The organism is Rouxiella chamberiensis, assembly GCF_026967475.1.
In the GTDB taxonomy this organism is placed as follows: Bacteria; Pseudomonadota; Gammaproteobacteria; order Enterobacterales; family Enterobacteriaceae; genus Rouxiella; species Rouxiella chamberiensis.
Genome location: NZ_CP114058.1, coordinates 2,211,462 through 2,233,632, shown reverse-complemented (window position 1 = coordinate 2,233,632; position 22,171 = coordinate 2,211,462). Strand labels below are relative to the sequence as shown.

Sequence of the window (22,171 nt, the reverse complement as noted above, 5' to 3'; positions counted from 1 at the left end):
CAAAACCCCGTCCTGAAGACGGGGTTGGCAAGGTGCCGCGTTATTGCGTCAGCGGAATGCGCTGTTCAATCACACCGCCGCCCAGGCAGACTTCACCCAGATAAAACACCGCAGACTGACCCGGCGTCACGGCCGCTACCGGCGAGTCGAAACGCACTTCGATACGGTTATCATCCAGTGGCGTAATCACGCACGGAATATCTTCCTGACGATAGCGCGTCTTCACGACGCAGTGCAGCGGAGCGGTGATCGGCTGACGATCGACCCAGTCCAGCTGCTGGGCAATCAAGCCCACCGACATCAGACGCGGGTGCTCGTGGCCCTGTGCAACATAAAGTATGTTGTTGGCGACGTCTTTGTCGACCACGTACCACGGATCTTCGCCGCCGTCTTTCTGACCGCCGATGCCCAGACCTTTACGCTGACCCAGCGTGTGATACATCAGGCCCTGATGCTTGCCCATGTCCTGACCGTCGACGCTTTTGATAGGGCCGGGTTGCGCGGGCAGATAACGTCCGAGGAAGTCGCGGAATTTGCGCTCGCCGATAAAGCAGATCCCGGTGGAATCTTTCTTTTTGGCGGTAACCAGTTCCTGCTCTTCGGCAATGCGGCGTACTTCGGGCTTTTCGAGCTCACCGACCGGGAACAGACTTTTGGCAATCTGCTGGCTGCCCAGCGTGTAAAGGAAGTAGCTTTGATCCTTGTTGCCGTCGAGTCCGCGCAGCAGCAGGCTCTGGCCGTTTATATCCTGACGACGGACATAGTGCCCGGTCGCGATGTAGTCTGCGCCGAGATCTTCGGCGGCAAATTCCAGGAACGCCTTGAACTTTATCTCTTTGTTGCACAGGATGTCGGGGTTTGGCGTGCGGCCGGCCTTGTACTCCTGCAAGAAATGTTCGAACACGTTGTCCCAGTATTCGGCTGCAAAATTAATGGTGTGCAGCTTGATGCCCAGCTTGTCGCTGACCGCTTGCGCATCGGCAAGGTCAGTGGCGGCGGAGCAGTATTCTTCGTCGTCGTCCTCTTCCCAATTCTTCATAAAGAGGCCCTCGACCTGATAACCTTGCTGAAGCAGCAGGTAGGCAGATACCGAGGAATCGACACCGCCGGACATCCCGACGATCACTTTTTTCTGGCTGTTGTCTGACATAGCAGTTCCAAAACATAGAGTCATAACCCGAAAACGCCATCCACACGAGGATGAAGGCCGCGTGCCAACGACGTTTTTTGCGGGGGCATAAAAAGAGCAGGCAGAATTTTATCACGTTGCCTGCCTGGCTGCACTACACCTTGGGAGCGGGCTTTCAGGACGGCAGATTAAAATTGCCGAGCAGCGACAGCGGGTAGCGCAGGTTCTGCTGATAGAGACGAATGCTTTCGGCCACGAGTGGCGAACGCAGATGACTGGAGCGGAATATCTCGTCGGCGCTCAACCAGCGGCAACCGGAGATATCGCTGTCCTGTGGATGTGTCGGCACGATTTCATGCAAGTCGATAACGAAGGAAAAGCGCAAAAATGCCGTGTTGTCGGGTGCCTGCCATTGATGCAGCCCGATAAAAGCCTGCGGCGCGGCGTGGATGCCGGTCTCTTCGAACAGTTCCCGCCGGACGGCGGCTACCAGCGTTTCATTGGCTTCAAGATGACCGGCAGGCTGGTTCAGCGTCAGTCGATCGTTAATGATTTCATCAACCAGCAGGAATCTGCCTTCCGCCTGAACCACGCAGGCGACGGTGACGTTCGGTTTAAACTGGGGTTCAGCCTGGGGTGTTGCCATAATCAATCTCCTTCCATTGTCCCGGCGCCAAATCGCCAAGGGTCAGCTCGCCCATGCTGTAGCGAACAAGCCGTAATGTAGGATAGCCAATATGCGCGGTCATGCGGCGCACCTGACGATTTTTCCCCTCATACAGCGTGATTTTAAGCCAGCAGGTGGGAATGTTCTTGCGCTCGCGAATAGGCGGAATGCGCGCCCATAGCCAGTGGGGTTCGTCGACTTTTTCCACACCCGCCGGAAGGGTTTGCCCGTCTTTAAGCGGTAATCCACGACGAAAAGCCTGCAAGGCGGCCTCATCCGGTTCACCTTCAACCTGTGCGTAATAGATTTTAGCCGTGCGCTTGCCGGGCTGGGTCAGTTGCGCCTGAAGCTGACCATCGTTGGTCAGCACTAGCAATCCTTCGCTGTCTCTGTCGAGACGTCCCGCCGCGTAGACATCCGCCACGGCAATATAGTCTTTCAACGTCGCACGTCCGGCCTCGTCGGTGAACTGTGGCAGCACATCAAAGGGTTTATTGAATAACAGGACCTTGCGCGGCTTGACTGCCGTTGTGCCTGCGCGTGCGGGCTTTGGGCTGAATCGTTTAACCTTGTGATTTTTAACAGGTAATTTAGTCATAATTTTTAAAGTAGCGAATAATCAGCGCATTATACTGCAATTTGGTTTCGGATTGGCGGCAGTAAAATATTCGAGTAGTATCTACATGCATCTTACAAATCATTAACAAATAATGCGCTCAAGGAGAGATTGATGGAAAGCAAAGTAGTTGTCCCTACTGAAGGAACCAAGATTACCGTTGACGCCAAAGGTAAGCTGGTTGTGCCCAATAATCCGATTATCCCTTACATTGAGGGTGACGGCATCGGTGTAGACGTGACGCCGGCCATGTTGAAAGTGGTCGATGCCGCCGTGCAGAAAGCGTATAACGGCGAGCGCAAGATTTCCTGGATGGAAATCTATACCGGTGAAAAATCTGTCGAACTGTATGGCGACGATGTCTGGCTGCCGCAGGAAACGCTGGACCTTATCCGCGAGTATCGCGTGGCTATAAAAGGCCCTCTGACCACGCCGGTGGGCGGCGGGATTCGCTCTTTGAATGTGGCGCTGCGCCAGCAACTCGACCTTTACATCTGCCTGCGTCCGGTGCGTTATTACACCGGCACGCCAAGCCCGGTAAAACGCCCTGAAGATATCGACATGGTTATCTTCCGCGAGAACTCCGAAGATATCTATGCCGGTATCGAATGGAAAGCCGGTTCCGCCGAAGCGGATAAAGTCATCAAGTTCCTTCAGGACGAGATGGGCGTAAACAAGATTCGCTTCCCGCAGGACTGCGGTATCGGCGTGAAGCCGTGTTCCGAAGAGGGTACCAAACGTCTGGTTCGCGCGGCAATCGAATACACCATCACCAACGATCGTGACTCGCTGACGCTGGTGCATAAAGGCAACATCATGAAGTTCACCGAAGGTGCCTTCAAGGATTGGGGCTATCAGCTGGCGCGTGAAGAGTTCGGCGGCGAACTCATCGACGGCGGCCCGTGGGTGAAAATCAAGAATCCAAACAACGGCAAAGATATCATCATCAAAGACGTGATTGCCGATGCCTTCCTGCAACAGATTCTGCTGCGTCCTGCCGAATATGACGTCATTGCCTGTATGAACCTCAACGGCGACTACATTTCCGATGCGCTGGCGGCACAGGTTGGCGGTATCGGTATTGCACCGGGCGCCAACATCGGTTCCGAGTGCGCGCTGTTCGAAGCAACGCACGGTACAGCCCCGAAATATGCCGGTCAGGACAAAGTGAATCCAGGTTCAGTCATTCTTTCGGCCGAGATGATGTTACGTCATCTGGAATGGTTCGAAGCGGCGGACCTTATCGTCAAGGGAATGGAAGCGGCGATAGCCAAGAAAACCGTGACCTACGATTTCGAACGTCTGATGGATGGCGCTAAACTCTTGAAATGCTCAGAGTTCGGCGACGCGATGATTGAGAATATGTAATCTCGCGAAATACGCAACACCAATACGGGAGCCGCAAGGGTTCCCGTTTTTTTATCGAGAAAGGGCGTGATGCCACATTAGAAATAAACTGTGTTTAATCCAAAATCAATTATATTAAAGCAACATTAAGGCCATGAAGTGGCAGGGCTTAACAGTTGATTCCAGTTACTTTGCATGGAGTAATCTTGGAAGTGTTTCAATAATTAATTGATATTGACCCGCGTATATTTATCTTTTTGCAGGCTGTTTTTTGGGTGATTTTTGGATTGGTTATCAAATACATGGATTATCCCCGCAAGCGGGTAAAGCGAAAGGGTCAAAGAAAGGTCAGTCAGGAAAATAGAAGATTGGAAAGCCAAAACCAGCCCGACTTGTCGAGGTTCAACATCAGGCTGAGGGTTTTAGTGGCTTGAGCACAATGCTCATCACGACAAAACTAATTCATATTTAAGCATCAACACCTACACCACCCATCAACGCATTGGCAGCGGCTGGTCCAACGCTCTGGAAACGAATACGTTTTTAATATGCTGTTCGATGAACTCTTCTTTCCTGTCGGTCTTCATTAATTCTGCATGCATATAGCAGGGCACGGCAACATATTGATAAGCTTCACCTTCTGAAAAAATGACATTCAAGGTATGAAGCCCCGGGTTATAGCAGATGGAGCGAAGTTTTGAGGTAATATGTTGATTGCACACCATGTTTCACCTTAGAGATAAAATCTGTAGCAACGGAAATGATGACGGGTCTTTCAGTGACAACCTTTAAAATATAGCTCTGTTTTCAGTTTTGCTCCAATTTGACGAACAAAAAGTGCTTCTCGACACAGGAGTAAGTCATTAAGTACAACTTGCTGAAAATAATAATAAAAAAGGGCATCACGATGGATGCCCCTGGAGGATTTCAATCGCTGCCCGCTTTTTGTTTATTTCATCAGCTTGAGCAGGATTGATATTTATTTTTGTGGCTGCTGTTTCTGCGCCTGAGCCTGCTGCTCTTTCTCTTTTTGGCTTTGGAAGCCATATGATGACCTACAGCACAGCCGCCAACGGCGCCCAGCACGGCGTGGTGATGTGCCACGTGGCCCGCCACGCCGCCCACGGCAGCGCCTTTCAGGCAACCGGCAGCGTTGGCCATGGAGGTAGCAGACATCAATACGGCGAATACGGCGGCGTAGCAAGAAACCTTAATCATAATTCATTCCCCAAAGTGAAAATAAAGATACGGATAAAAGATGGCACAACTCCCGGATGGCGTCATGGCGGCTTCTGTAAGCAAGTAATGCGCCTGTTACGTCAAATAACGGGCGCAGGGACGCAGGGCGGGGCCTGCGTCTTTAGCGGTATAATCAGCTGCTTACAATTAAAGGCACAAGGTGGCAAGGTTTTGTACAATCTGGGGATTGGTTAATCGTAACTTTTGATTTAAAGTGAAATGAACTGATTAAAATACACGCATTAAACAACGTATTTTTCAGTTTCCACTGCCAAAAACAGAAGGATGCCGCTATGTCCAATGAACAGCAGTTACAGGCACTGATGGCGCGTATCGATGCGCTGGAAAAGCGCGAACAGCAACTCACCTATGCTTCAAACGCCTATCAGGCGATCCTCACCACTCTGCTTGGTAACCTTGATAAAACCACCCGCGACAAAGTGATAAGCATGGTCGATCAGGCTCATGATATTGCCTACAAAAAAGCCAACGTGGAACAGAAAAACCGCATCCTCGGCGCAGATGACATTACGCAGCGTATATTTCTGTTTGCTCAGGGACGTGCTTCCCAGTCCCGTTAGGGCGACAAGCACAAGGGAGAATACGGGCGAAATCCCGGCGATGTCAATGCGTCGCCATTTGCTCGCCTTCCTCTTGCGGATTCAAAAACCGGGAGGGACTTTTTTACGAGCGCCTGTCGGTTTTCAGCAAATTAATGGCCGCACCAATAAGGATCCGCTGCTGTACGCCTGCGGTTTTCAGATTGCTTTCCAGATAACTGACCAATGATTCTGACGTCAACGGTTCACCGCGATGGCGCAGTTGAATGACTGCCTCACCGATAATGCGGGCAACTTCGTCCCAAAGGGGTTGTATCTCGCTTGCCGAGAAATGCATAGGGCCTCCCATCTGTACGGATACTGTTCAATTTATCATCTGGGGCAGAGGAGGCAAGCGCATTAGGAAAGCATTTTTGAATCGTGGCGGAGTGAGAGCCTGAGAGGCGGCATTGACCCGTTCATTAGCAAATCAACAGGGTCAATGCGCATCTTTAATCTGATCGACATCTGAATTTCAGGCTACAAGCATGAATATCTCTGAGTTAAACCTGAGTGAAACCTGAAATCAGTGTTTAATCACATACAGATCCTTGGCACGAACACGGCCTTGTGGATCATGATCGTCGTAGCCTCCGATGTAGGGTTTGACCAGTTTGGCGCTGACATAATGATAGAGAGGTACCACCGGTGCTTCTGAACTCAAAATATCTTCGGCGCGTTGATAATCCTTCTGCACCTGATCTTTGCTGGTGGCCGCCAGAGCGTCGTCCAAAACCTTGTCGTAATCGGCATTTTTGAAATGCGGGGTATTTTCGCTGTTATCGCTGCGGAACGTGTTCAGGAAGGTGGAAGGCTCGTTGTAATCGGCAATCCAGGCATATCGCACGACCTCATAATTGCCCTGATGCATGGTATCGAGCATGGTTTTCCACTCCTGATTCTGCAATACCGCCGTCACGCCGAGATTTTTTCCACATCGATGAGGCGGCAATGGCAATGCGCTGGTGTGATTCGTTGGTGTTATAAAGCAGATTGAATTTGAGCGGATGCTGTGGCCCAAAGCCTGCCTCGCTCAACAGTTTGCGGGCTTCGGCATTGCGTTGCGCCTGCGTCCATTTTGCCGATGCCGCGGGCGTAAAGGTGTAACCGCCTGTATTGGCGGGCGTTACGGTGTAGGCGGCGGTTTGCCCCTGACCCAGCACTTTTTCGGCAATGATATTGCGGTCGAGGGATAGACTCAGCGCCTGTCGCACCCTCGGATCGTTGAACGGCGGTTTCTGATTGTTGAACGCATAGTAATACACGCCAAGACTCGGCCCGACATGCACCTGAGTGCCCAGCTCCTTTTTCAGCGACGCAAACTGGATCTCGGGAATAGTGCGGGTAATATCGATTTCACCGGCTTTGTAGCGGTTGACGTCGGCGGTACTGGACGTCACAGGCAGATAGGTAATCTGCGACAACACGGTGTGGGCACTATTCCAGTAATTCGGGTTACGCACCGCGACAATCCGCTCGTTGACTGACCAGGTTTGCAGTTTGAAAGGACCGCTGCTGACCAGATTGCCCGGTTGAGTCCACTTGTCGCCAAATTTTTTCACTTCGGCTTCATTGACCGGGAATAAAGACGAGTGCGCCACCATTTGCAGGAAATAAGACATCGGACGGGTCAATTCGACCTCAACGGTGTGTGCATCCAGAGCCTTGATGCCAAGCTGACTGGCCGGCATTTTTCCGGCGATGATGCCGTCGGCGTTAAGCACATTTACCGTGCCGAGATAACTTTCGTAAGGAGAGGCGGTTTTAGGGTCTATCAATCGCTGCCAGCTAAACACTACGTCCTGCGCGGTTATCGGCGTGCCGTCGGACCAGCGCGCGTCGGGTCGTAAGTGGAAGATCCAGGTCTTGTTGTCTTTCGATTCCCAGCTTGCGGCCAGTTCGGGCTGTGGATTGCCGCTGTCATCAATGCTGACCAGACCTACAAATAAATCGCTTAGAATATTGGTTTCGACATCGCTTTCGGCTTTGTGCAGATCCAGCGTCGCTGGCTCGTCGCCATTATTGCGCACGACTTCCTGTTTTTGCGCCAACACCACGCCCGCAGGGACCGTGGCCGCATTGACCATCTGGGAAGTGAATCCGCATCCTGAAACGAGAAGTGCAAGAGGAAGAAATCTGCCCAGTGTGTTGCTTCTTTGCATCGCGATTTTCCTATTCAAATTAATATGAAATATCAATGAGTAACAGGATAGTGATAGCGCCAAAGAGGGCGTATTGCAATACCTGAAAGCGTTACAGGGAGGGGCGGAATTGAGGATTTAGTAGTCAACACGAGTGTGGGCGGGGATCCAGTAGCCGTCAATAAATTCTTCTATAGGGTAACATCCTGCCTGACGCAGGCCCTGGTTCCTGCATGTTGACGCGGCACTCCTGAGCGGTATTGAAAGCATCTACCACTAAATCGTCACAGCCTCCGCCGAGATAACATACGGTTAAAACCAGTGCAAACATCTCTGCCTCCCATGCATTTTGCTCATTTAAGCATAGAAGCTTTGACGAAATTCAACAGCGGCGTGTTATCCTTTGCGCCGACTTTTTTTGCACAATAATTTTGAACGACACTACGTACCGAGGAGTCACCGGGATGTCACAGAGCTTATCCAAAGATCAGGAACTTGAGTCAGATTTGGTTGCGTGCCAGCTGGTCATTAAACAAATTCTGGATGTTATCGACATCATTGCGCCGACCGAAGTGCGCGACAAAATGTCTCATCAGCTGAAAAACATCGATTTCAGCACCCATCCGGCCGGGGCAGATCCTGTTACCCGCCGCGCTATCGAGAAAGCGGTGTCACTGATTGAGCTGAAATTTACGCGTCAAGACAGCTAGGCATGACGCAACCCGCAGGACCTGCCTGCGGGTTGTGGGCTTTTTTCAATCAGGACTTGTCGACGACGTTATCTATCTGTTTCAGAATCGGGCATTTCGCCACGCCAACGATACCGCTATCAGTATGAATATACTGGGAATCGACGATACCGCGCGCCGTGAGATAATGGCATTTCAGCCCGAGTCCTGCCGCATTTTCGCTGCTGCCGACGGTGATGCCGTAGCCGGAAAACAGCAGGGCAGCATAGATTACCGCGAGTACAATAATGGTTTTGATCACGCTCATTCCTTAGGTGCAATGAAAGTCAGGCAATCGAAGTATACCCTGAGCCAGCCTGATGAGTGTCGTGTAATTCTCTGAAAAAAATCATGAAAACGGCAAGCATTTCAACGCCGTTTATCACTGATTGTCATGATAGGTCTGCTCTGTTTTAAATTTGTTTAACTTATACAGAGTAGGATAGGCTGATATTTTCCAACGTGTCGGACGCAGATTTGGGCATCAACAAGCGCGTGTTAAATCCTGAGAGATCTGCCATCAAATTGAAAAAACCCCTCTTATCCGTGAGAAAAATTGTCGCCATCGCCGTTTTTCTTCTGGCGTGTGTGGGACTCTATCTGCTTGCCTTGAACAGCTATTGCGATCAAGGGGGCAACTTCGATCTCGGCATTTGCTCCGTCACCTCGTTTATCCCCTGGTAACGCCCCGTAATTTCGCACATTTTTGGCCTTTTTCGGAAGCTTCTCTATTTTCGCCAACACCTTCCCTGTGTGTCTGACAATGATAAGATAGGCCTTCCGTTCATCACGTTGTAGGGTGGTCAATGCTTGAACAATTATTGGGCCAAACAGGTTTGGCCTCGCTGCTGCTGTTTGTGCTGCTGGCGCTTCTCTTTCTGATCATCTGGTTTTTCGTCAACCGGGCGAGCGTAAAGGCTACGCGTCAGATTCAGCTCTTGCACGACATCGCCGAGCAGCAGCGCCGTCAGACCGAACTGCTCGAAATTCTGGTCCGCTCGCAGGGAAAATCGCCTGCCGATGCCTTCGATGACGATCACGTCTCCAGCCTGCGAGGCTTCATTCCTGAAAGATAAGTAACCCGATTGCCAAAAAAACCGCCTTAATGGCGGTTTTTGCGTTCATAAAACTGTCTTGTTTCTGCGGTAGGTTGTTGCATAACATTACAGCAGGATATTGTCCGATGATTAAATGGTCCGAAGAACCCGATAACGAATTGAATCATAATGTCGCTCTGTTGACCGGCGAAGACCCCGACAAGTGGTATCCCTACGGCGGAATGAAAGGCAAAGACTACTGCAACAATCCCTCCGACGCCTGGCCGATTATCTGTGCCAACAAAATAAACTTGAATTTCAAAGAGATGACTCATAGCAAGGAGTGGCTGGCGCACATCTCGAGTCAGGAAGGGGAGTGGCAGGCCTCCAGCGCCAGGCCTTTGCGTGCGGCAATGATTTGTTTCTTGCTAAGTAAAACTTGCGCCTGACAAAAAGCGCAGAGATACTCATCTTGTTACAAGCTATATACAAAGCAGTGATTCGAATAAGCGTCGCATAAAGCGAGGCGTATCAAGTGATTAATGTTTCCTCATTTTGACAGCAGTGTCTTAGACGGAGTCCATTATGAAGCGCATCATTAAAGGTGATAAAACTCTCTCTCATCTGGTCGTGGCTCATGCAGCCATCGACAGTCACGAAAAAGCCTATGGCAAACGTCGCCAGGGGTGGCCTTCGACTTACCTGATCAAATACAAAGACACGCGTGTTGCCGTGGAAGTGGTCACGCGCAGGCAGTCTTACGTTGCGACTTTAATGATTGGAGCCAGAAACCTTACCAAGCTTTGTGGGATGGCAGCCTGAGGTCGGCTGACAGTGTAAACATGTAAGTAACCTGTTTTTGTAACTGCTGTTTCTGAGTGAACCTGCATTTTTGCGTCATAAGCAGTGTGTAAACCAAGCCCCGCCGGTTTCAACAACTCGGCGGGGCTTTTTTATCTGCAGGCGGCATTGAATAAACTGACCTTGGCTGACGATGCTGTACAAATACCCCCTTGCACTTTTTGTAGTGAAAAGCAGCAATCCTTTGTGTTACTTAATAGTTAATTCGATCGATACAGCCTTCAACACAACAGCAATTCACTTATAAGGGAAATCATGGCCGAAAAAAATCCCTATTACGATCCTGCCAAACCGCATCACACGCCGAACGGGTTTACCAATCTCGAAAGTGATACGCGTAAAGAGGGCGATCTCAAGCGCTGGCGCAAGGAGCGTAAAGAGCAGGGCTTCCCGCGTCCGCCGGGTAAAGGTTATGACGCGTTCATTCGCGAATGGTGCCAGACGCCCGATTTTGGCGGCAGCGAAGACCGATTGTGGTTTCTGGGCCACGCCTGTCTGCTGCTGCGTGTCGACGGCCGTTATATTCTGACCGATCCGGTGCTGTCCGAGCGCGCCTCACCGCTAAGTTTCTATGGTCCAAAACGCAGAACGCCGGCGGCGGTGACGGTGGCGTCTCTGCCGAAGATAGATTATGTGATGATCTCGCATAATCATTACGATCATCTGGACAAAGCCACGATCCGCAAACTCGTGGATCGTTTCCCGCAGGTTATCTTTATGGTGCCGCTGGGCATGAAGCCGTGGATGGAACGGCAGGGCGCGCACTATATCGAAGAGATGGACTGGTGGGATGCGCTGGTGATGGACGGTGTGAGCTTTCACGCCGTACCGGCGCGGCACTGGAGCATGCGCACGCCGTGGGATAGAAATCGTTCATTATGGTGTGGCTGGGTGGTCAAGCACCGCAATCTCAACTTCTATTTTTCCGGCGACAGTGCCTACAGTGAACAGTTTGCGCAAATCGGCGAGCGGCTGGGGCCTTTTGACATTGCGGCCTTGCCAATCGGTGCCTATGCACCAAGATGGTTCATGCATTCTCATCACATGGACCCGCAGCAGGCTGTGCAAGTGTTTGGCGAAACCCGCTGTCAGCGCGCCATTCCTATTCACTGGGGCGTCTTTGAACTGGCCGACGAGTCGCTGGATGAGCCGCCAAGAGAATTGCGCGACGCGATTGAAGCGGGTGGCCTGAACGCCGATAAATTTTCGCCCCTGAAAATCGGCCAGCATATTTCATTATAATTAACAGGCGCGATATTTCTTTTTAGGTCATTTCGCGCCTGAATTTTTCAACATCGGAAGATTTATCGATTAGAAATGTAAACAGATTGTTTCTTTAATTCGAGATAATCACCGGCTTCTTCTAACGTGACAAATCGTGTCATTCAAATTATCTCTGCTCTTTGGCAAGATATTCAGGACAAAAATCTGTTGTTGAACACTCTCGTTGAGCTAATCAACTTAACTCCCTTGAGTGCTCGCCCATGCCTCCTCGCGAAAGGTCTGACAGACATCGACAGCGGTCACGCCCCTGCAAGCGGCGTCGACACTGGCTTGCATAAAAATGCGTGCCACTGGCAGAGTCCGGCGTCGTGCAAATATTGTTCAGTTAAACTAATTGATTCCATGCGAATATTAGCGCGTAGCGGAAAAAGGCCATTTCCTTATTAATATATTCGGCAATCCTATGCCGGTATTTGAATATATCGTCTGAAATCTGTTCACACCCTTTAATATAAGATTCATTGATTTGTAAACTTTATGCATTATTGACTCTCGATCAAAATTACGTTTATTTGATCTAGGTCAAAAAATCGATAAACGCCTTCACGATTTGTCGCCTGCAAAGAAATTTATCAATTAAAATCACGCACGCTTAAGGTGCAGATTAATAGCATTACCACTTGTCTTGCACCAGATTAGTACCAGGTTGCCTGAGTTGGTGATTGCATAATCAATCTAATTGCTTCTCAGGGTTGCGCAACAAATGGCCGAGACGCGCCTTTGAAAAAGTCGGTCACAGGCGGTGGAATTCCCCCTTGCAAACTTGTGAAGGCCTGCTATAACTGATGCAGATGAACGGGAAGGGGGTTTCTTCTCTGCTGACAGTAGTGCTGAAAAGGTTGCGCAAAAGTCTTTTGTGTTATATCAAATGCGATAATAATTCATTTAAAGCTGACTTTTACTCTTACGCTTCAGTCTTTATTGAGCAATAATCAGCTGTGAGCCGTTATAGATTTGCCGAGCCGCTTCTGCAATGTTTCAAGCAGAAAATAGCAGACGCATCAACCTATTTTGGTCTCACTTGGCAGTAAGTGCCTTTAACCGGCTCAAATATGTGCGACAAGTCCATCGCTGATTAAAAATGGCTTGCCATTAAATTCAGAGTATGTGATAACGCATCTGGGTAAAACGAGGTACAGTTCTGTATATGTGTGGCATTTTCAGTAAAGAAGTTTTGAGTAAAGACGTTATCGTTGAATACCGCTTCCTTGCCGATTTTAATCTTGGTGCCTCAAGCAGTAACGACTCAAGTTTGTCTGTGTAACGCCAAATGGCGGTTTAAACAATCCAAAGGAAATACTCAAAATGGCAAAGATCAAAGGTCAAGTTAAGTGGTTCAACGAGTCTAAAGGTTTCGGTTTCATCACTCCAGCTGACGGCAGCAAAGACGTGTTCGTACACTTCTCTGCAATCCAGGGTAACGGTTTCAAAACCCTGGCTGAAGGCCAGAACGTTGAGTTCGAAATTCAGGATGGCCAGAAAGGCCCATCTGCAGTTAACGTAAACGCTATCTAAGCGACGTTAGTTGTTAAAAAAACCCGCCATGTTGCGGGTTTTTTTGTTTTTGTCCTTTATGCCGCGCGCGTTGCGCTAACTCGGCAAAATGATGATCCCCGACTGCTGATTGCGTCCCTTGATGCCCGGAATGCTCGGGTCAATGGCGCGTCTTAGGCTATTGCGTCGAAAGCTGGTGTATTTATGGCGCGTCGCACCGTGCGGTTCGTCAGCCTGCTTTGTATCAAGACTGCAAATAGTGCAGCTGCCGGCAAAATCAACGGCGGCGAATCCGGCCTGCATCAGCTTGGCATGCGCAATGGCGGGCAAATCAAGATGGCGAAAGGAGGGCGAAATCAACGTCGGCGGCAAATCCAGCCCGTGTTGAAACTCGTCGACCAGTTCCTGACTGACTTCATAGCAGCACGGTCCCGCCGCAGGGCCGATGGAAGCCACCCAGTCCTGCGTTGACCCACTGCGATTAATCCGCGCCGCCATCTGTTCCAGAATGCCGTGACGCAGCCCGCGCCAGCCCGCATGCACCGCCGCCACGGCTTTACCGTCGCGATGTGAAAAAATCACCGGCAGACAGTCGGCCGTCAATACCGCCAGTAATATTCCCGGCTGCTCGGTATAAAACCCGTCGGCCTCGCCGCACGCCTGCCGAGGTTCCACCACATCGACAATTCTCAGGCCGTGAACCTGTTTTTTCTCGGACAAACTTTCGCTATAAGGTTGCAGCGAAAGGGGTAACAGGGCTTCTTTGCTGCCGAAGCCATATTTGATGGCCGGAATATTGGCCAGCAGGGCAGAAATATCGCTCATGACATCACTTATCGTTAGGGGGAACAGAACAAGAATACGGCGCAGGGCAAAAGTTGCAACTGTCAGCGGCCTTCTTTAGACTTGGCGGCCTCAAGACGCGGAAGAATTTTCCTGCCGCGGCCGCTTTCTGGAAACCCGCATGACCTATCAATGTCCTCTTTGCCATCAACCTCTTCAACGCCTCGATAAACAGTGGCGCTGTGAAAATAATCATCAGTTTGATAATGCCAAAGAGGGATACGTCAACCTGCTGCCGGTGCAGCACAAGCGCTCCAGACAGCCGGGCGACAGCGCCGAGATGATGCTCTCACGCCGGACTTTCCTCGAAGGTGCGCACTATCAACCGCTGCGTGACCGCGTTGTTACGTTGCTGGACGCGCATCTCGATGAAAAAGCCGACGCGCTGCTGGATATCGGCTGCGGCGAAGGTTATTACACCTCTGCCATCGAACAGGGGCTTAATGCCCGCCGCAAGATGCAGGTTTACGGACTCGACGTCGCGAAAGTCGCCATTCGCCATGCCGCCAAACGCTATCACAACGTGGAGTTCTGCGTGGCCTCCAGTCATCGTCTGCCGTTCGCCGACCAGTCTCTCGACGCCATTGTGCGTATCTATGCGCCGTGCAAAGCCCCGGAACTGCATCGGGTCGTTAAATCCGCCGGACTGGTATTGACCGTCGCACCGGGGCCGAGACATCTCTATCAACTGAAAGGGCTGATTTATTCCGAGGTTCAGTTGCACAGCGATGCAGAAGAAAGTCTGGAAGGTTTCGAGCGCGTGAGCACAGAATCCCTGCGCTACGAGATGGCGCTGAATGGCAGTCAGGCGTTCGATTTGCTGCAGATGACGCCGTTTGCATGGCGTGCGACAGAAGCGGTGATGCAGGATTTATCGCAGCGCGAGGCGTTTGCCTGCGAAACGGATTTCGTGATTAGCCTGTTCCGCCGAATCGACGGCTAAGCGCAAGGCATCAGGCCGCCCGGCCTGATGTCAGGTTTTCATCCCCTCGTCTCACTGGGCATTGACCATAAATTTATAGATATGCTCAAGATCGTCCATCTGCCGTACCCGCACCAGAAGGGGTTTCTGCTCAAGCTGAATCACCAGCACGCCATCTTCGGAAAGATTCATCGCCTTGATGCGATCGTAGGTGATGAAAATGGTGGCGTAGTAAAACCCGCGTGTCTTGAAGCGCATCTTGGGCCAGCGGATAAACGAGAAATAAAACGCCACCAGCGCAAGCCCGATAAGCAGATAGGCCGTCAGGCTGCTGCCGTGGGCCGTGAGGTTGTTGTAGAGTAAAATCGCCAGCAAACCGATAAAGATAATCGCATCGAGCTTGTTTCTGCGTTGCAGCTGAACTTTGAGCAGCGTATTGCCTTCGCGGCCGTCCAGCAGAAATTCGTCGTAAATACAGTATGCCAACATCAAAACGATAAAAATCACCAGCGCAATATCTGTGACCGACATCCCGAGTCTCCCTGCCCATAAAAAAGCCGGGGGCGAAAGGCCCCCGGCTGACGTCAGGATTATAGGCCCAGCAGGCCAATCCAGTAACCGAATATACCGAGCACAAAGAAGCCGATGATTATCCACAGCGCATTGACCTTTCTGCGTAGCAGCCACATGCAGCCGAAGGTCAGCAACAGCGGCACCAGACCTGGCATTAACTGGTCGAGAATGCCCTGCACAGTGGTGACGGTCGTTTTACCGGTACTGTCGGTAATCTGGGACACCACCAGCGGTATGTTGACGTGGGTCCACTTGTTGACCAGCGCCCCCATGACAAAGAGGCCAAGAATCGACGCCCCCTCGGTCAGTTTTTGCAGGAAGCCGCCGCCCATATCGTTGACGATATCCACGCCTTTCCGGTAGCCGTAGGCCACCCCGTAATAACGGTTCAGCAGGCGCACAAGGTTAAACAGCACGAAGAACAGCAGCGGACCCAGCAGGCTGCCGCTCATGGCGATCCCGGCGCCCAGTGCAGCGAATACCGGACGCACGGTTCCCCAGAAGATAGGGTCGCCGACACCGGCCAGCGGCCCCATCAAGCCTACTTTCAGGCCGTTGATGGCCGCATCGTCGATAGGCGCACCGTTTGCACGCTGCTCTTCCATCGCAAGGGTAACGCCCAGAACCGGCGCAGCGACGTAGGGATGCGTGTTGAAGAACTCCAGATGGCGTTTTATCGCCGCCTTGCGGTCGTCGTTATTTTCGGGATACAGACGACGAATGGCGGGCACCATGCAGTAACAGAAGCCCAGTGCCTGCATACGTTCGAAGTTCCATGACCCCTGAAACAGGTTGGAGCGCAGGAACACACCGCGAATATCGCCGGGTGTGAGTTTTTTTACTTGAGTTTGTTCAGTCATTTCTCTCACCCTAGTCCAGTTCGTTGTCGAGATCGTTAACACCCGGTGCCGCGCGGGCCGCCTGTGCAGACTTGTTGTACTTCGGACTGAGCTGGATATACAGCACGGCCATCACCACACCAATTACCCCCAGCGCAACCAGGTTGAAGTTGGTGAAGGCGGCAGTCACAAAGCCCAGATAGAAGAACGGCATCAGGTAGCCGGCGCGCATCATGTTGATAACCATCGCGTAACCGACCACAACGATCATGCCGCCTGCGATGTTCAGACCGCTGGTGACGACTTCTGGAATCGCGCTCAGCATGCTCTGCACTACGCTTGTACCGACAGACACCGCCACGATTGCCGCAGGCACCGCGATACGCATTGCCTGAAGGATCAAGGCGGAGACGTGGATCCAGGAAATCGCCGTCAGGTTACCTTTTTCGGCCGCCTTGTCAGCGGCGTGCTGGAAGGCCACGGTGATGGTACGCACGATAATGGTTAATACCTGACCTGCGGCCGCCAGCGGAATGGCAAGGGCAATCCCTGCGCCAATCGACTGACCGCCTGCGATGACCAGAATGGTGGAGATTATCGAGGCGAGGGCGGCATCGGGTGCCACGGCGGCCCCGATGTTCATCCAGCCAAGGGCAATCATCTCCAGCGTACCGCCGATAATGATGCCGGTTTTCATGTCGCCAAGTACGATACCTATCAACGTACAGGCGACCAGCGGACGGTGAAACTGAAACTCATCCAGAATGGATTCCATTCCGGCAATACATGCGACAATAAATATCAGCACAATTTGTAGTGTGGTGATCTCCATTGACCTTCTCCTATACCAAAGGAAGCTGAGGTAAATAATGCCAACCTGAATAGCCCGCGGCTCACCGCCGGTTCGGACTCTCTGCGCGGGCCTTATTAGTTCATCTTGTTAATCAGATCCATCATCTTCACACGGTTGTCTGAAGAGACTTTGCGCACTTCAAGTTCGATACCCTGGCTGTTTAATTGCTTAAACGCGTCGATATCTTTCTGGTCAACGGAAACCGCATTGGTTACCTGGGTCTTGCCTTGCCGGAACGCCATCCCGCCGATATTCACCGTGGTAATCTTGACGCCGCCTTCGACTACCCGAACCACATCGGTCGGATTGGTAAACAGCAGCATGACGCGATCGCCGGCATATTTCGGGTTGTCGTAGACGCGGATAGCCTTGGCGACATCGACCACGTGCGCCGTAACGCCGGGTGGTGCCACCTGCGTGAGCAGGGTTTTGCGCACGGTATCGGCAGCGACTTCATCACTGACCACGATGATGCGGTTGACGTTGGTTTCCTTGGTCCAGCGGGTGGCGACCTGACCGTGAATCAGACGGTCATCGATTCGGGCAAGCCCGATTTTCATGTGGTCGTTTGGACCCAGAGCCTTGGCAGGTGCAGCCGACGGGGCAACTTTCGCGGCAGCGGGTGGGGCAGTAACGGGCTTATCACTCTCCGGTTCGGCGAGCTTCAGGGCTCGAACGCCGACTCGGCCGGTTTCCAGCGCGATGCTGGTCAATTCGGCGAGAGAAGGGTTGTCGTCGCGGCCCATAAAGGTTTCGACCATCATGGGAATGTTAACTCCGGTGACGACCTCATAGTCCGGTTTGTCGAGAACGATGCGGCTGGCGGCATTGAACGGGCTGCCGCCCCAGGTATCGACCAGAAACAGCACGCCGCTGCTCTTGTCGAGGTTTTCAAGCTTTGCGTTGTATTTTTCAACCAGCGTATCGGCATTTTCCCCTGGAACGAAATCGATAAAGGCGACGTTATCCTGATCGCCTATTAACATTTCCGTCGTTTTCAGCAGCTGTTCGGCCGCTGAACCATGAGTGCCGATGATAATAGCAATAGTCACTCGCTACCTCCTCTTGTCACCCGACTTGCGGGTTCTGCACTTGGTGATGAAGCTTTTTGATTCGTCGGCAGACTGCATCGACGAACATGGTGTCCCTACACAGTTTTGGAATTTAAAAACTCTGTTTTCCTTTAGTTTCTGAAAAATCAATAACCAAACAGCGGAAATACCGGTCGAGCAATTCGACTGGATTTATTTTAGTGTGTGAAAAAATAATTTTTGTGACGACCGTCTGCTATTGAGAGAGACAAAAGGGGCGATTCAGGCTGTTTTTGCTATTTATCGGATTAACTGCAAGATTCGGCTTTGAGCATAGGCGTTGAAGTAATGGAACGCTTTAAAAGGGGCTTTGCTAAAAGAATCAGAGCTGTTACATTATATTTCCAATTATTACACAGGAGTACCGGGCCTCAGCCCACCCTATGGACTGTCACCGAAGACGCTTAACAACGCTCGACACCCCGACATTTACGATTTCCCGGAAAGCACGACACCTCAGGCACGGCCACATCGCGCCATTATCTGCCTTGAGAACGCCCTTGTTTCCACCTCTCTGTTTATTACTTTCCAATGGCTTATCGCCACAGGCGGCCTCTGGTTCGTCCGCTAAATCAATCCAGAACGCGCGTTTGCTCCCCTCTCGACGCCGCTGGCTTTTTTCCGATGACACATTGCGGAGTTTGAAATGGAATTTTTAATGGATCCTTCGATTTGGGTCGGCCTGCTGACGCTTATCGTGCTCGAAATTGTTCTGGGTATCGACAACCTGGTCTTTATCGCTATTCTGGCCGACAAACTGCCGCCAAAACAGCGCGACAAAGCGCGAATCATCGGCTTGTCACTGGCGCTGATCATGCGACTGGGCCTGCTGTCGCTGATTTCGTGGATGGTGAAACTCACCACGCCGCTGTTTAGCATCGCGCAGTTCAGCTTCTCCGGACGCGACCTTATTCTGCTGTTCGGCGGCCTGTTCCTGCTGTTCAAGGCGACGAGCGAACTGCATGAGCGGCTGGAAGGGCACAATGGACTGGGCAGCAATAACCGTGGCTATTCCGGTTTCTGGGCCGTGGTGGCGCAGATTGTGGTACTCGACGCCGTGTTCTCGCTCGATGCCGTCATCACCGCCGTGGGTATGGTGAACAATCTGGCCGTCATGATGACCGCCGTGGTCATCGCGATGGGCGTGATGCTGCTGGCTTCGAAGGCGCTCACCCGTTTCGTGAACGCGCACCCGACCGTGGTCGTGCTGTGTCTGAGCTTCCTGCTGATGATAGGTTTGAGTCTGATTGCAGAAGGTTTCGGTTTCCACATTCCGAAAGGTTACCTGTATGCGGCCATCGGCTTCTCGGTACTCATTGAGCTGTTTAACCAGATTGCGCGCCGGAACTTCATCAGGCATCAGGCGCATCGCCCGATGCGCGAACGTACTGCCGAGGCGATTCATCGTCTGATGGGCGGCAAACGTGACAGTGACCGCCATGAAGAAGAAGAGCATGACGCGGATACGCCGAAGGACGAAACCTTTGCGGAAGAAGAGCGCTTCATGATTAGCGGCGTGCTGACGCTGGCATCGCGTTCCCTGCGCAGCATCATGACGCCGCGCAACGATATCTCCTGGGTCGACTGTGAACGTCCCGCCGAAGAGATTCGCATGCAACTGCTGGACACTCCGCACAGCCTGTTCCCGATTTGTCGACAGTCTCTGGACGACGTCATTGGTGTGGTGCGGGCCAAAGATCTGCTGGTGGCGCTGGAAGACGGCAAGGACATTGTCGCCTTCGCCGCCAGGACACCGCCTATCGTGGTGCCGGAAACCATGGATGTCATCAAGCTGCTGGCGGTTCTGCGCCGCGCGAAGGGCCGTTTGGTGGTGGTGAGCAACGAATTTGGAGTGATTCAGGGGCTGGTCACACCGCTCGACGTGCTTGAAGCCATCGCGGGTGAATTCCCGGACGAAGATGAAACGCCGGATGTGGTGGTCGACGGTGACGGCTGGATGGCGAAGGGCGGCACGGATCTGCATTCGCTGGAACAGTTGCTGAACAATTTCGAGCTGTTTAGCCCGAATGCCGATTATGCCACGCTGGCCGGTCTGCTGCTTTCCGAATCCGGGCAGATGCCGGTAGTCGGTGAAATTATCGAGATGGCCGGATTACGCTTTGAAATCATTGAAGTTTCTGAATACCGTATCGATCGTGTGCGCATCACCAAGGTGGCGTATCAGGATCCCCGCGAAGAAGCCGAATAACGTTTCGCGCTGGGGTGTCAAGACCGCGCTTCACGAATAGAAAGGGGCAGGTATCTCGCGATGCCTGCCCCTTTTCATGAGCGGCCCCTCTTATTGACGGGCCGTTTTCATTGATACGTGTGAATCAGTGATACACGGCCAAGCCGTTAATCACACTGCACTTTGATTGCCAACCCGCCGCGCGAAGTTTCGCGGTATTTGGAATTCATGTCTTTACCGGTTTCGTACATGGTTTCGATGACTTTATCCAGCGACACGCGTGGCGCGCTGGTGCGGCGCAGGGCCATGCGCGCAGAGTTGATCGCCTTGACCGAGGCAATGGCGTTACGCTCGATGCACGGCACCTGAACCTGACCGGCAACGGGGTCACAGGTCAGGCCCAGATTGTGTTCCATGCCGATTTCGGCAGCGACACAGACTTGCTCGGGACTGCCGCCCATCAATTCGGTTAATCCGGCCGCCGCCATTGAGCAGGCCACGCCGACTTCACCCTGACAACCGACTTCCGCGCCGGAAATCGAGGCGTTCATCTTGTAAAGGATGCCGATAGCGCCCGAGGTCAGGAAATAGCGCTGGTAAATATCGGCGCTGACGGGTTCGATAAACTTGTCGTAATAGGCGAGTACCGCAGGCACGATGCCGCAGGCGCCGTTGGTCGGCGCTGTGACCACGCGTCCACCGGCAGCGTTTTCTTCATTGACCGCCAGCGCGAACATATTGACCCAGTCAATGACGTGCATCGGGTCATTGGAAAGCTTGTCATTGGAAACCAGCATCCGGCGCAGCGCGGAGGCACGACGCGGCACGCGCAACGGACCGGGCAGCACGCCTTCGGTATTCAACCCTCTGTCGATACAGGCCTGCATGGTGTGCCAAATCGCCTCGAAATACTGGTCGATCTCGGCTTTGCTGTGCTGCGCCAATTCGTTTTTCATCATCAGGCCGGACAGCGAAAGGCCGGTTTCATGGCATTTTTGCAGCATTTCGGTGGCGGAATTAAAGGCATAGGGCACATCGACCTGATCCAGCACCGGCTGCCCGAAATGTTCGTCATCGACGATAAAACCCCCGCCGACGGAATAATAGGTTTTGCTGTAAATAAGCTGTTCGCCTACGTAGGCGTGGATCTGCATGCCGTTTTCATGGCGCGGCAGATTTTCGCCCCGGAATACCATTCCGGTATCACGCGGAAAATCGACCTCGTGATGGGTATCGCCAATCGGCAGGCGCTGGCGCTGCTCGACATCCTTGATAAAGTGCGGAATGGCGTCGATGTCGACGGTATCGGGTTTATTCCCTGCCAGGCCGAGAATAATGGCGACATCGGTGTGGTGACCTTTGCCGGTCAGAGACAATGAGCCATAGACATCGACCGAAATGCGGGTCACGTCGGGCAGCAGGTTTTTTCCAGCAGGTCATCGGCAAATTGTTTGCCCGCTTTCATGGGGCCGAGCGTATGGGAACTGGAAGGGCCAATCCCTACTTTGAACATGTCGAATACACTGATCACTTAACACTCCTGGTAAGGCAACGCGGCGGGGAAAAAGATTGGATGGCCGCTTTCGCCCAAATTTTGCTTATTTATTGTTCGGTTGTTAGAGGTATAGTGTAAAAGGGTGTGACAAAGAACGCAGCGCTTTTCGCATGAAAAAAAGTAATTTATCGCATTAGTGTGAGATGGGGTGGGAAACGGCAATAA

24 protein-coding genes and 3 pseudogenes are annotated in these 22,171 nt (G+C 52.1%); 12 read left to right on the top strand and 15 right to left on the bottom strand.

Going from position 1 to position 22,171, the window contains the following annotated elements; translation table 11 throughout:
- Nucleotides 1–40: 40 nt before the first annotated feature.
- The 3 genes from mnmA to rluE all read right to left on the bottom strand — a co-directional run bounded on the left by mnmA (nt 41) and on the right by rluE (nt 2,394).
- The gene (mnmA, locus tag O1V66_RS10350) at nt 41–1,150 is read right to left on the bottom strand and encodes a tRNA 2-thiouridine(34) synthase MnmA (RefSeq protein ID WP_045046496.1); all 1,110 of its coding nucleotides are present in this window, start codon (nt 1,148–1,150) and stop codon (nt 41–43) included.
- Between the two features lie 154 nt (nt 1,151–1,304).
- The gene (locus tag O1V66_RS10345) at nt 1,305–1,775 is read right to left on the bottom strand and encodes an NUDIX hydrolase (protein WP_045046497.1); all 471 of its coding nucleotides are present in this window, start codon (nt 1,773–1,775) and stop codon (nt 1,305–1,307) included.
- Nucleotides 1,756–2,394, bottom strand: a complete 639-nt coding sequence (gene rluE, locus O1V66_RS10340; protein ID WP_045046498.1) for a 23S rRNA pseudouridine(2457) synthase RluE — start codon at nt 2,392–2,394, stop codon at nt 1,756–1,758. The genes O1V66_RS10345 and rluE overlap by 20 nt, the downstream gene beginning before the upstream one ends.
- A gap of 132 nt (nt 2,395–2,526) precedes the next feature.
- Here rluE and icd point away from each other — a divergent pair, with 132 nt between their 5' ends.
- Entirely contained in the window at nt 2,527–3,780 is a 1,254-nt protein-coding gene (icd, locus tag O1V66_RS10335; RefSeq protein ID WP_045046499.1) for an NADP-dependent isocitrate dehydrogenase, read from the top strand.
- A 473-nt stretch (nt 3,781–4,253) separates the two neighbouring features.
- Here icd and O1V66_RS10330 read toward each other — a convergent pair whose 3' ends face one another.
- Nucleotides 4,254–4,484, bottom strand: coding sequence for a KTSC domain-containing protein (locus O1V66_RS10330; RefSeq protein ID WP_045046500.1), 231 nt, complete (start codon nt 4,482–4,484; stop codon nt 4,254–4,256).
- 232 nt (nt 4,485–4,716) lie between these two features.
- Nucleotides 4,717–4,977, bottom strand: coding sequence for a hypothetical protein (locus O1V66_RS10325; protein ID WP_269128302.1), 261 nt, complete (start codon nt 4,975–4,977; stop codon nt 4,717–4,719).
- Nucleotides 4,978–5,291: 314 nt separating this feature from the next.
- Between O1V66_RS10325 and O1V66_RS10320 the strand changes: the two genes are divergently transcribed.
- Nucleotides 5,292–5,579, top strand: a complete 288-nt coding sequence (locus tag O1V66_RS10320; RefSeq protein ID WP_045046502.1) for a hypothetical protein — start codon at nt 5,292–5,294, stop codon at nt 5,577–5,579.
- A gap of 103 nt (nt 5,580–5,682) precedes the next feature.
- Here O1V66_RS10320 and O1V66_RS10315 read toward each other — a convergent pair whose 3' ends face one another.
- The 3 genes and pseudogenes from O1V66_RS10315 to O1V66_RS10305 form a co-directional block, all read right to left on the bottom strand.
- Nucleotides 5,683–5,895, bottom strand: coding sequence for a hypothetical protein (locus O1V66_RS10315; RefSeq protein ID WP_045046503.1), 213 nt, complete (start codon nt 5,893–5,895; stop codon nt 5,683–5,685).
- A gap of 228 nt (nt 5,896–6,123) precedes the next feature.
- A pseudogene (locus tag O1V66_RS10310) lies at nt 6,124–7,759 on the bottom strand (ABC transporter substrate-binding protein).
- A 117-nt stretch (nt 7,760–7,876) separates the two neighbouring features.
- Nucleotides 7,877–8,069, bottom strand: a pseudogene (locus O1V66_RS10305) (YdfD/YebW family protein).
- A 133-nt stretch (nt 8,070–8,202) separates the two neighbouring features.
- On the opposite strand from O1V66_RS10305, the gene O1V66_RS10300 reads away from it, so the two are divergent.
- Nucleotides 8,203–8,448: a DUF2766 family protein gene (locus O1V66_RS10300; protein WP_045046506.1), complete on the top strand. Its 246-nt coding sequence runs from the start codon at nt 8,203–8,205 to the stop codon at nt 8,446–8,448.
- A 49-nt stretch (nt 8,449–8,497) separates the two neighbouring features.
- Here O1V66_RS10300 and O1V66_RS10295 read toward each other — a convergent pair whose 3' ends face one another.
- Nucleotides 8,498–8,734, bottom strand: a complete 237-nt coding sequence (locus O1V66_RS10295; RefSeq protein ID WP_045046507.1) for a YobH family protein — start codon at nt 8,732–8,734, stop codon at nt 8,498–8,500.
- Between the two features lie 296 nt (nt 8,735–9,030).
- Between O1V66_RS10295 and mgrB the strand changes: the two genes are divergently transcribed.
- The 7 genes from mgrB (at nt 9,031) to cspE (ending at nt 13,163) form a co-directional block, all read left to right on the top strand.
- On the top strand, nt 9,031–9,150 hold the full coding sequence (gene mgrB / locus O1V66_RS21895) for a PhoP/PhoQ regulatory lipoprotein MgrB (RefSeq protein WP_269128349.1): 120 nt from the start codon (nt 9,031–9,033) through the stop codon (nt 9,148–9,150).
- 122 nt (nt 9,151–9,272) lie between these two features.
- Nucleotides 9,273–9,542: a YebO family protein gene (locus O1V66_RS10285; RefSeq protein WP_045046509.1), complete on the top strand. Its 270-nt coding sequence runs from the start codon at nt 9,273–9,275 to the stop codon at nt 9,540–9,542.
- A 107-nt stretch (nt 9,543–9,649) separates the two neighbouring features.
- Nucleotides 9,650–9,952 (top strand): phage protein NinX family protein, encoded by a 303-nt coding sequence (locus O1V66_RS10280; RefSeq protein WP_045046510.1) that lies wholly within the window; start codon nt 9,650–9,652, stop codon nt 9,950–9,952.
- Nucleotides 9,953–10,088: 136 nt separating this feature from the next.
- Nucleotides 10,089–10,325 carry a DUF4060 family protein gene (locus O1V66_RS10275; protein WP_045046511.1) on the top strand — a complete coding sequence of 79 codons (237 nt, stop codon included), beginning with the start codon at nt 10,089–10,091 and terminating at the stop codon, nt 10,323–10,325.
- A gap of 294 nt (nt 10,326–10,619) precedes the next feature.
- Entirely contained in the window at nt 10,620–11,606 is a 987-nt protein-coding gene (locus O1V66_RS10270; protein ID WP_045046512.1) for an MBL fold metallo-hydrolase, read from the top strand.
- Nucleotides 11,607–12,795: 1,189 nt separating this feature from the next.
- Nucleotides 12,796–12,912, top strand: a complete 117-nt coding sequence (locus O1V66_RS10265; protein WP_072045046.1) for a DUF2627 domain-containing protein — start codon at nt 12,796–12,798, stop codon at nt 12,910–12,912.
- A 41-nt stretch (nt 12,913–12,953) separates the two neighbouring features.
- Nucleotides 12,954–13,163, top strand: a complete 210-nt coding sequence (cspE, locus tag O1V66_RS10260) for a transcription antiterminator/RNA stability regulator CspE (protein ID WP_034791295.1) — start codon at nt 12,954–12,956, stop codon at nt 13,161–13,163.
- 75 nt (nt 13,164–13,238) lie between these two features.
- Here cspE and O1V66_RS10255 read toward each other — a convergent pair whose 3' ends face one another.
- A complete protein-coding gene (locus tag O1V66_RS10255; protein ID WP_045046513.1) occupies nt 13,239–13,967 on the bottom strand; it encodes a purine nucleoside phosphorylase YfiH/LACC1 family protein in 729 nt (242 codons plus the stop codon).
- 139 nt (nt 13,968–14,106) lie between these two features.
- Between O1V66_RS10255 and rlmA the strand changes: the two genes are divergently transcribed.
- Nucleotides 14,107–14,928 carry a 23S rRNA (guanine(745)-N(1))-methyltransferase gene (gene rlmA / locus O1V66_RS10250; RefSeq protein ID WP_045046514.1) on the top strand — a complete coding sequence of 274 codons (822 nt, stop codon included), beginning with the start codon at nt 14,107–14,109 and terminating at the stop codon, nt 14,926–14,928.
- A 51-nt stretch (nt 14,929–14,979) separates the two neighbouring features.
- On the opposite strand, the gene O1V66_RS10245 is transcribed toward rlmA, so the two are convergent.
- From O1V66_RS10245 to manX, 4 genes are all read right to left on the bottom strand, one after another.
- Entirely contained in the window at nt 14,980–15,438 is a 459-nt protein-coding gene (locus tag O1V66_RS10245; RefSeq protein WP_045046515.1) for a DUF986 family protein, read from the bottom strand.
- A 59-nt stretch (nt 15,439–15,497) separates the two neighbouring features.
- Nucleotides 15,498–16,340: a PTS mannose transporter subunit IID gene (locus O1V66_RS10240; RefSeq protein ID WP_045046516.1), complete on the bottom strand. Its 843-nt coding sequence runs from the start codon at nt 16,338–16,340 to the stop codon at nt 15,498–15,500.
- 10 nt (nt 16,341–16,350) lie between these two features.
- Entirely contained in the window at nt 16,351–17,151 is an 801-nt protein-coding gene (locus O1V66_RS10235) for a PTS mannose/fructose/sorbose transporter subunit IIC (protein ID WP_045046517.1), read from the bottom strand.
- A gap of 95 nt (nt 17,152–17,246) precedes the next feature.
- The gene (gene manX / locus O1V66_RS10230) at nt 17,247–18,224 is read right to left on the bottom strand and encodes a PTS mannose transporter subunit IIAB (RefSeq protein WP_045046518.1); all 978 of its coding nucleotides are present in this window, start codon (nt 18,222–18,224) and stop codon (nt 17,247–17,249) included.
- Between the two features lie 685 nt (nt 18,225–18,909).
- On the opposite strand from manX, the gene O1V66_RS10225 reads away from it, so the two are divergent.
- Complete coding sequence (locus tag O1V66_RS10225) at nt 18,910–20,472, top strand: TerC family protein (protein WP_045046519.1); 1,563 nt, start codon at nt 18,910–18,912, stop codon at nt 20,470–20,472.
- Nucleotides 20,473–20,618: 146 nt separating this feature from the next.
- On the opposite strand, the pseudogene O1V66_RS10220 reads toward O1V66_RS10225, so the two are convergent.
- A pseudogene (locus O1V66_RS10220) lies at nt 20,619–21,982 on the bottom strand (L-serine ammonia-lyase).
- Nucleotides 21,983–22,171: the final 189 nt, after the last annotated feature.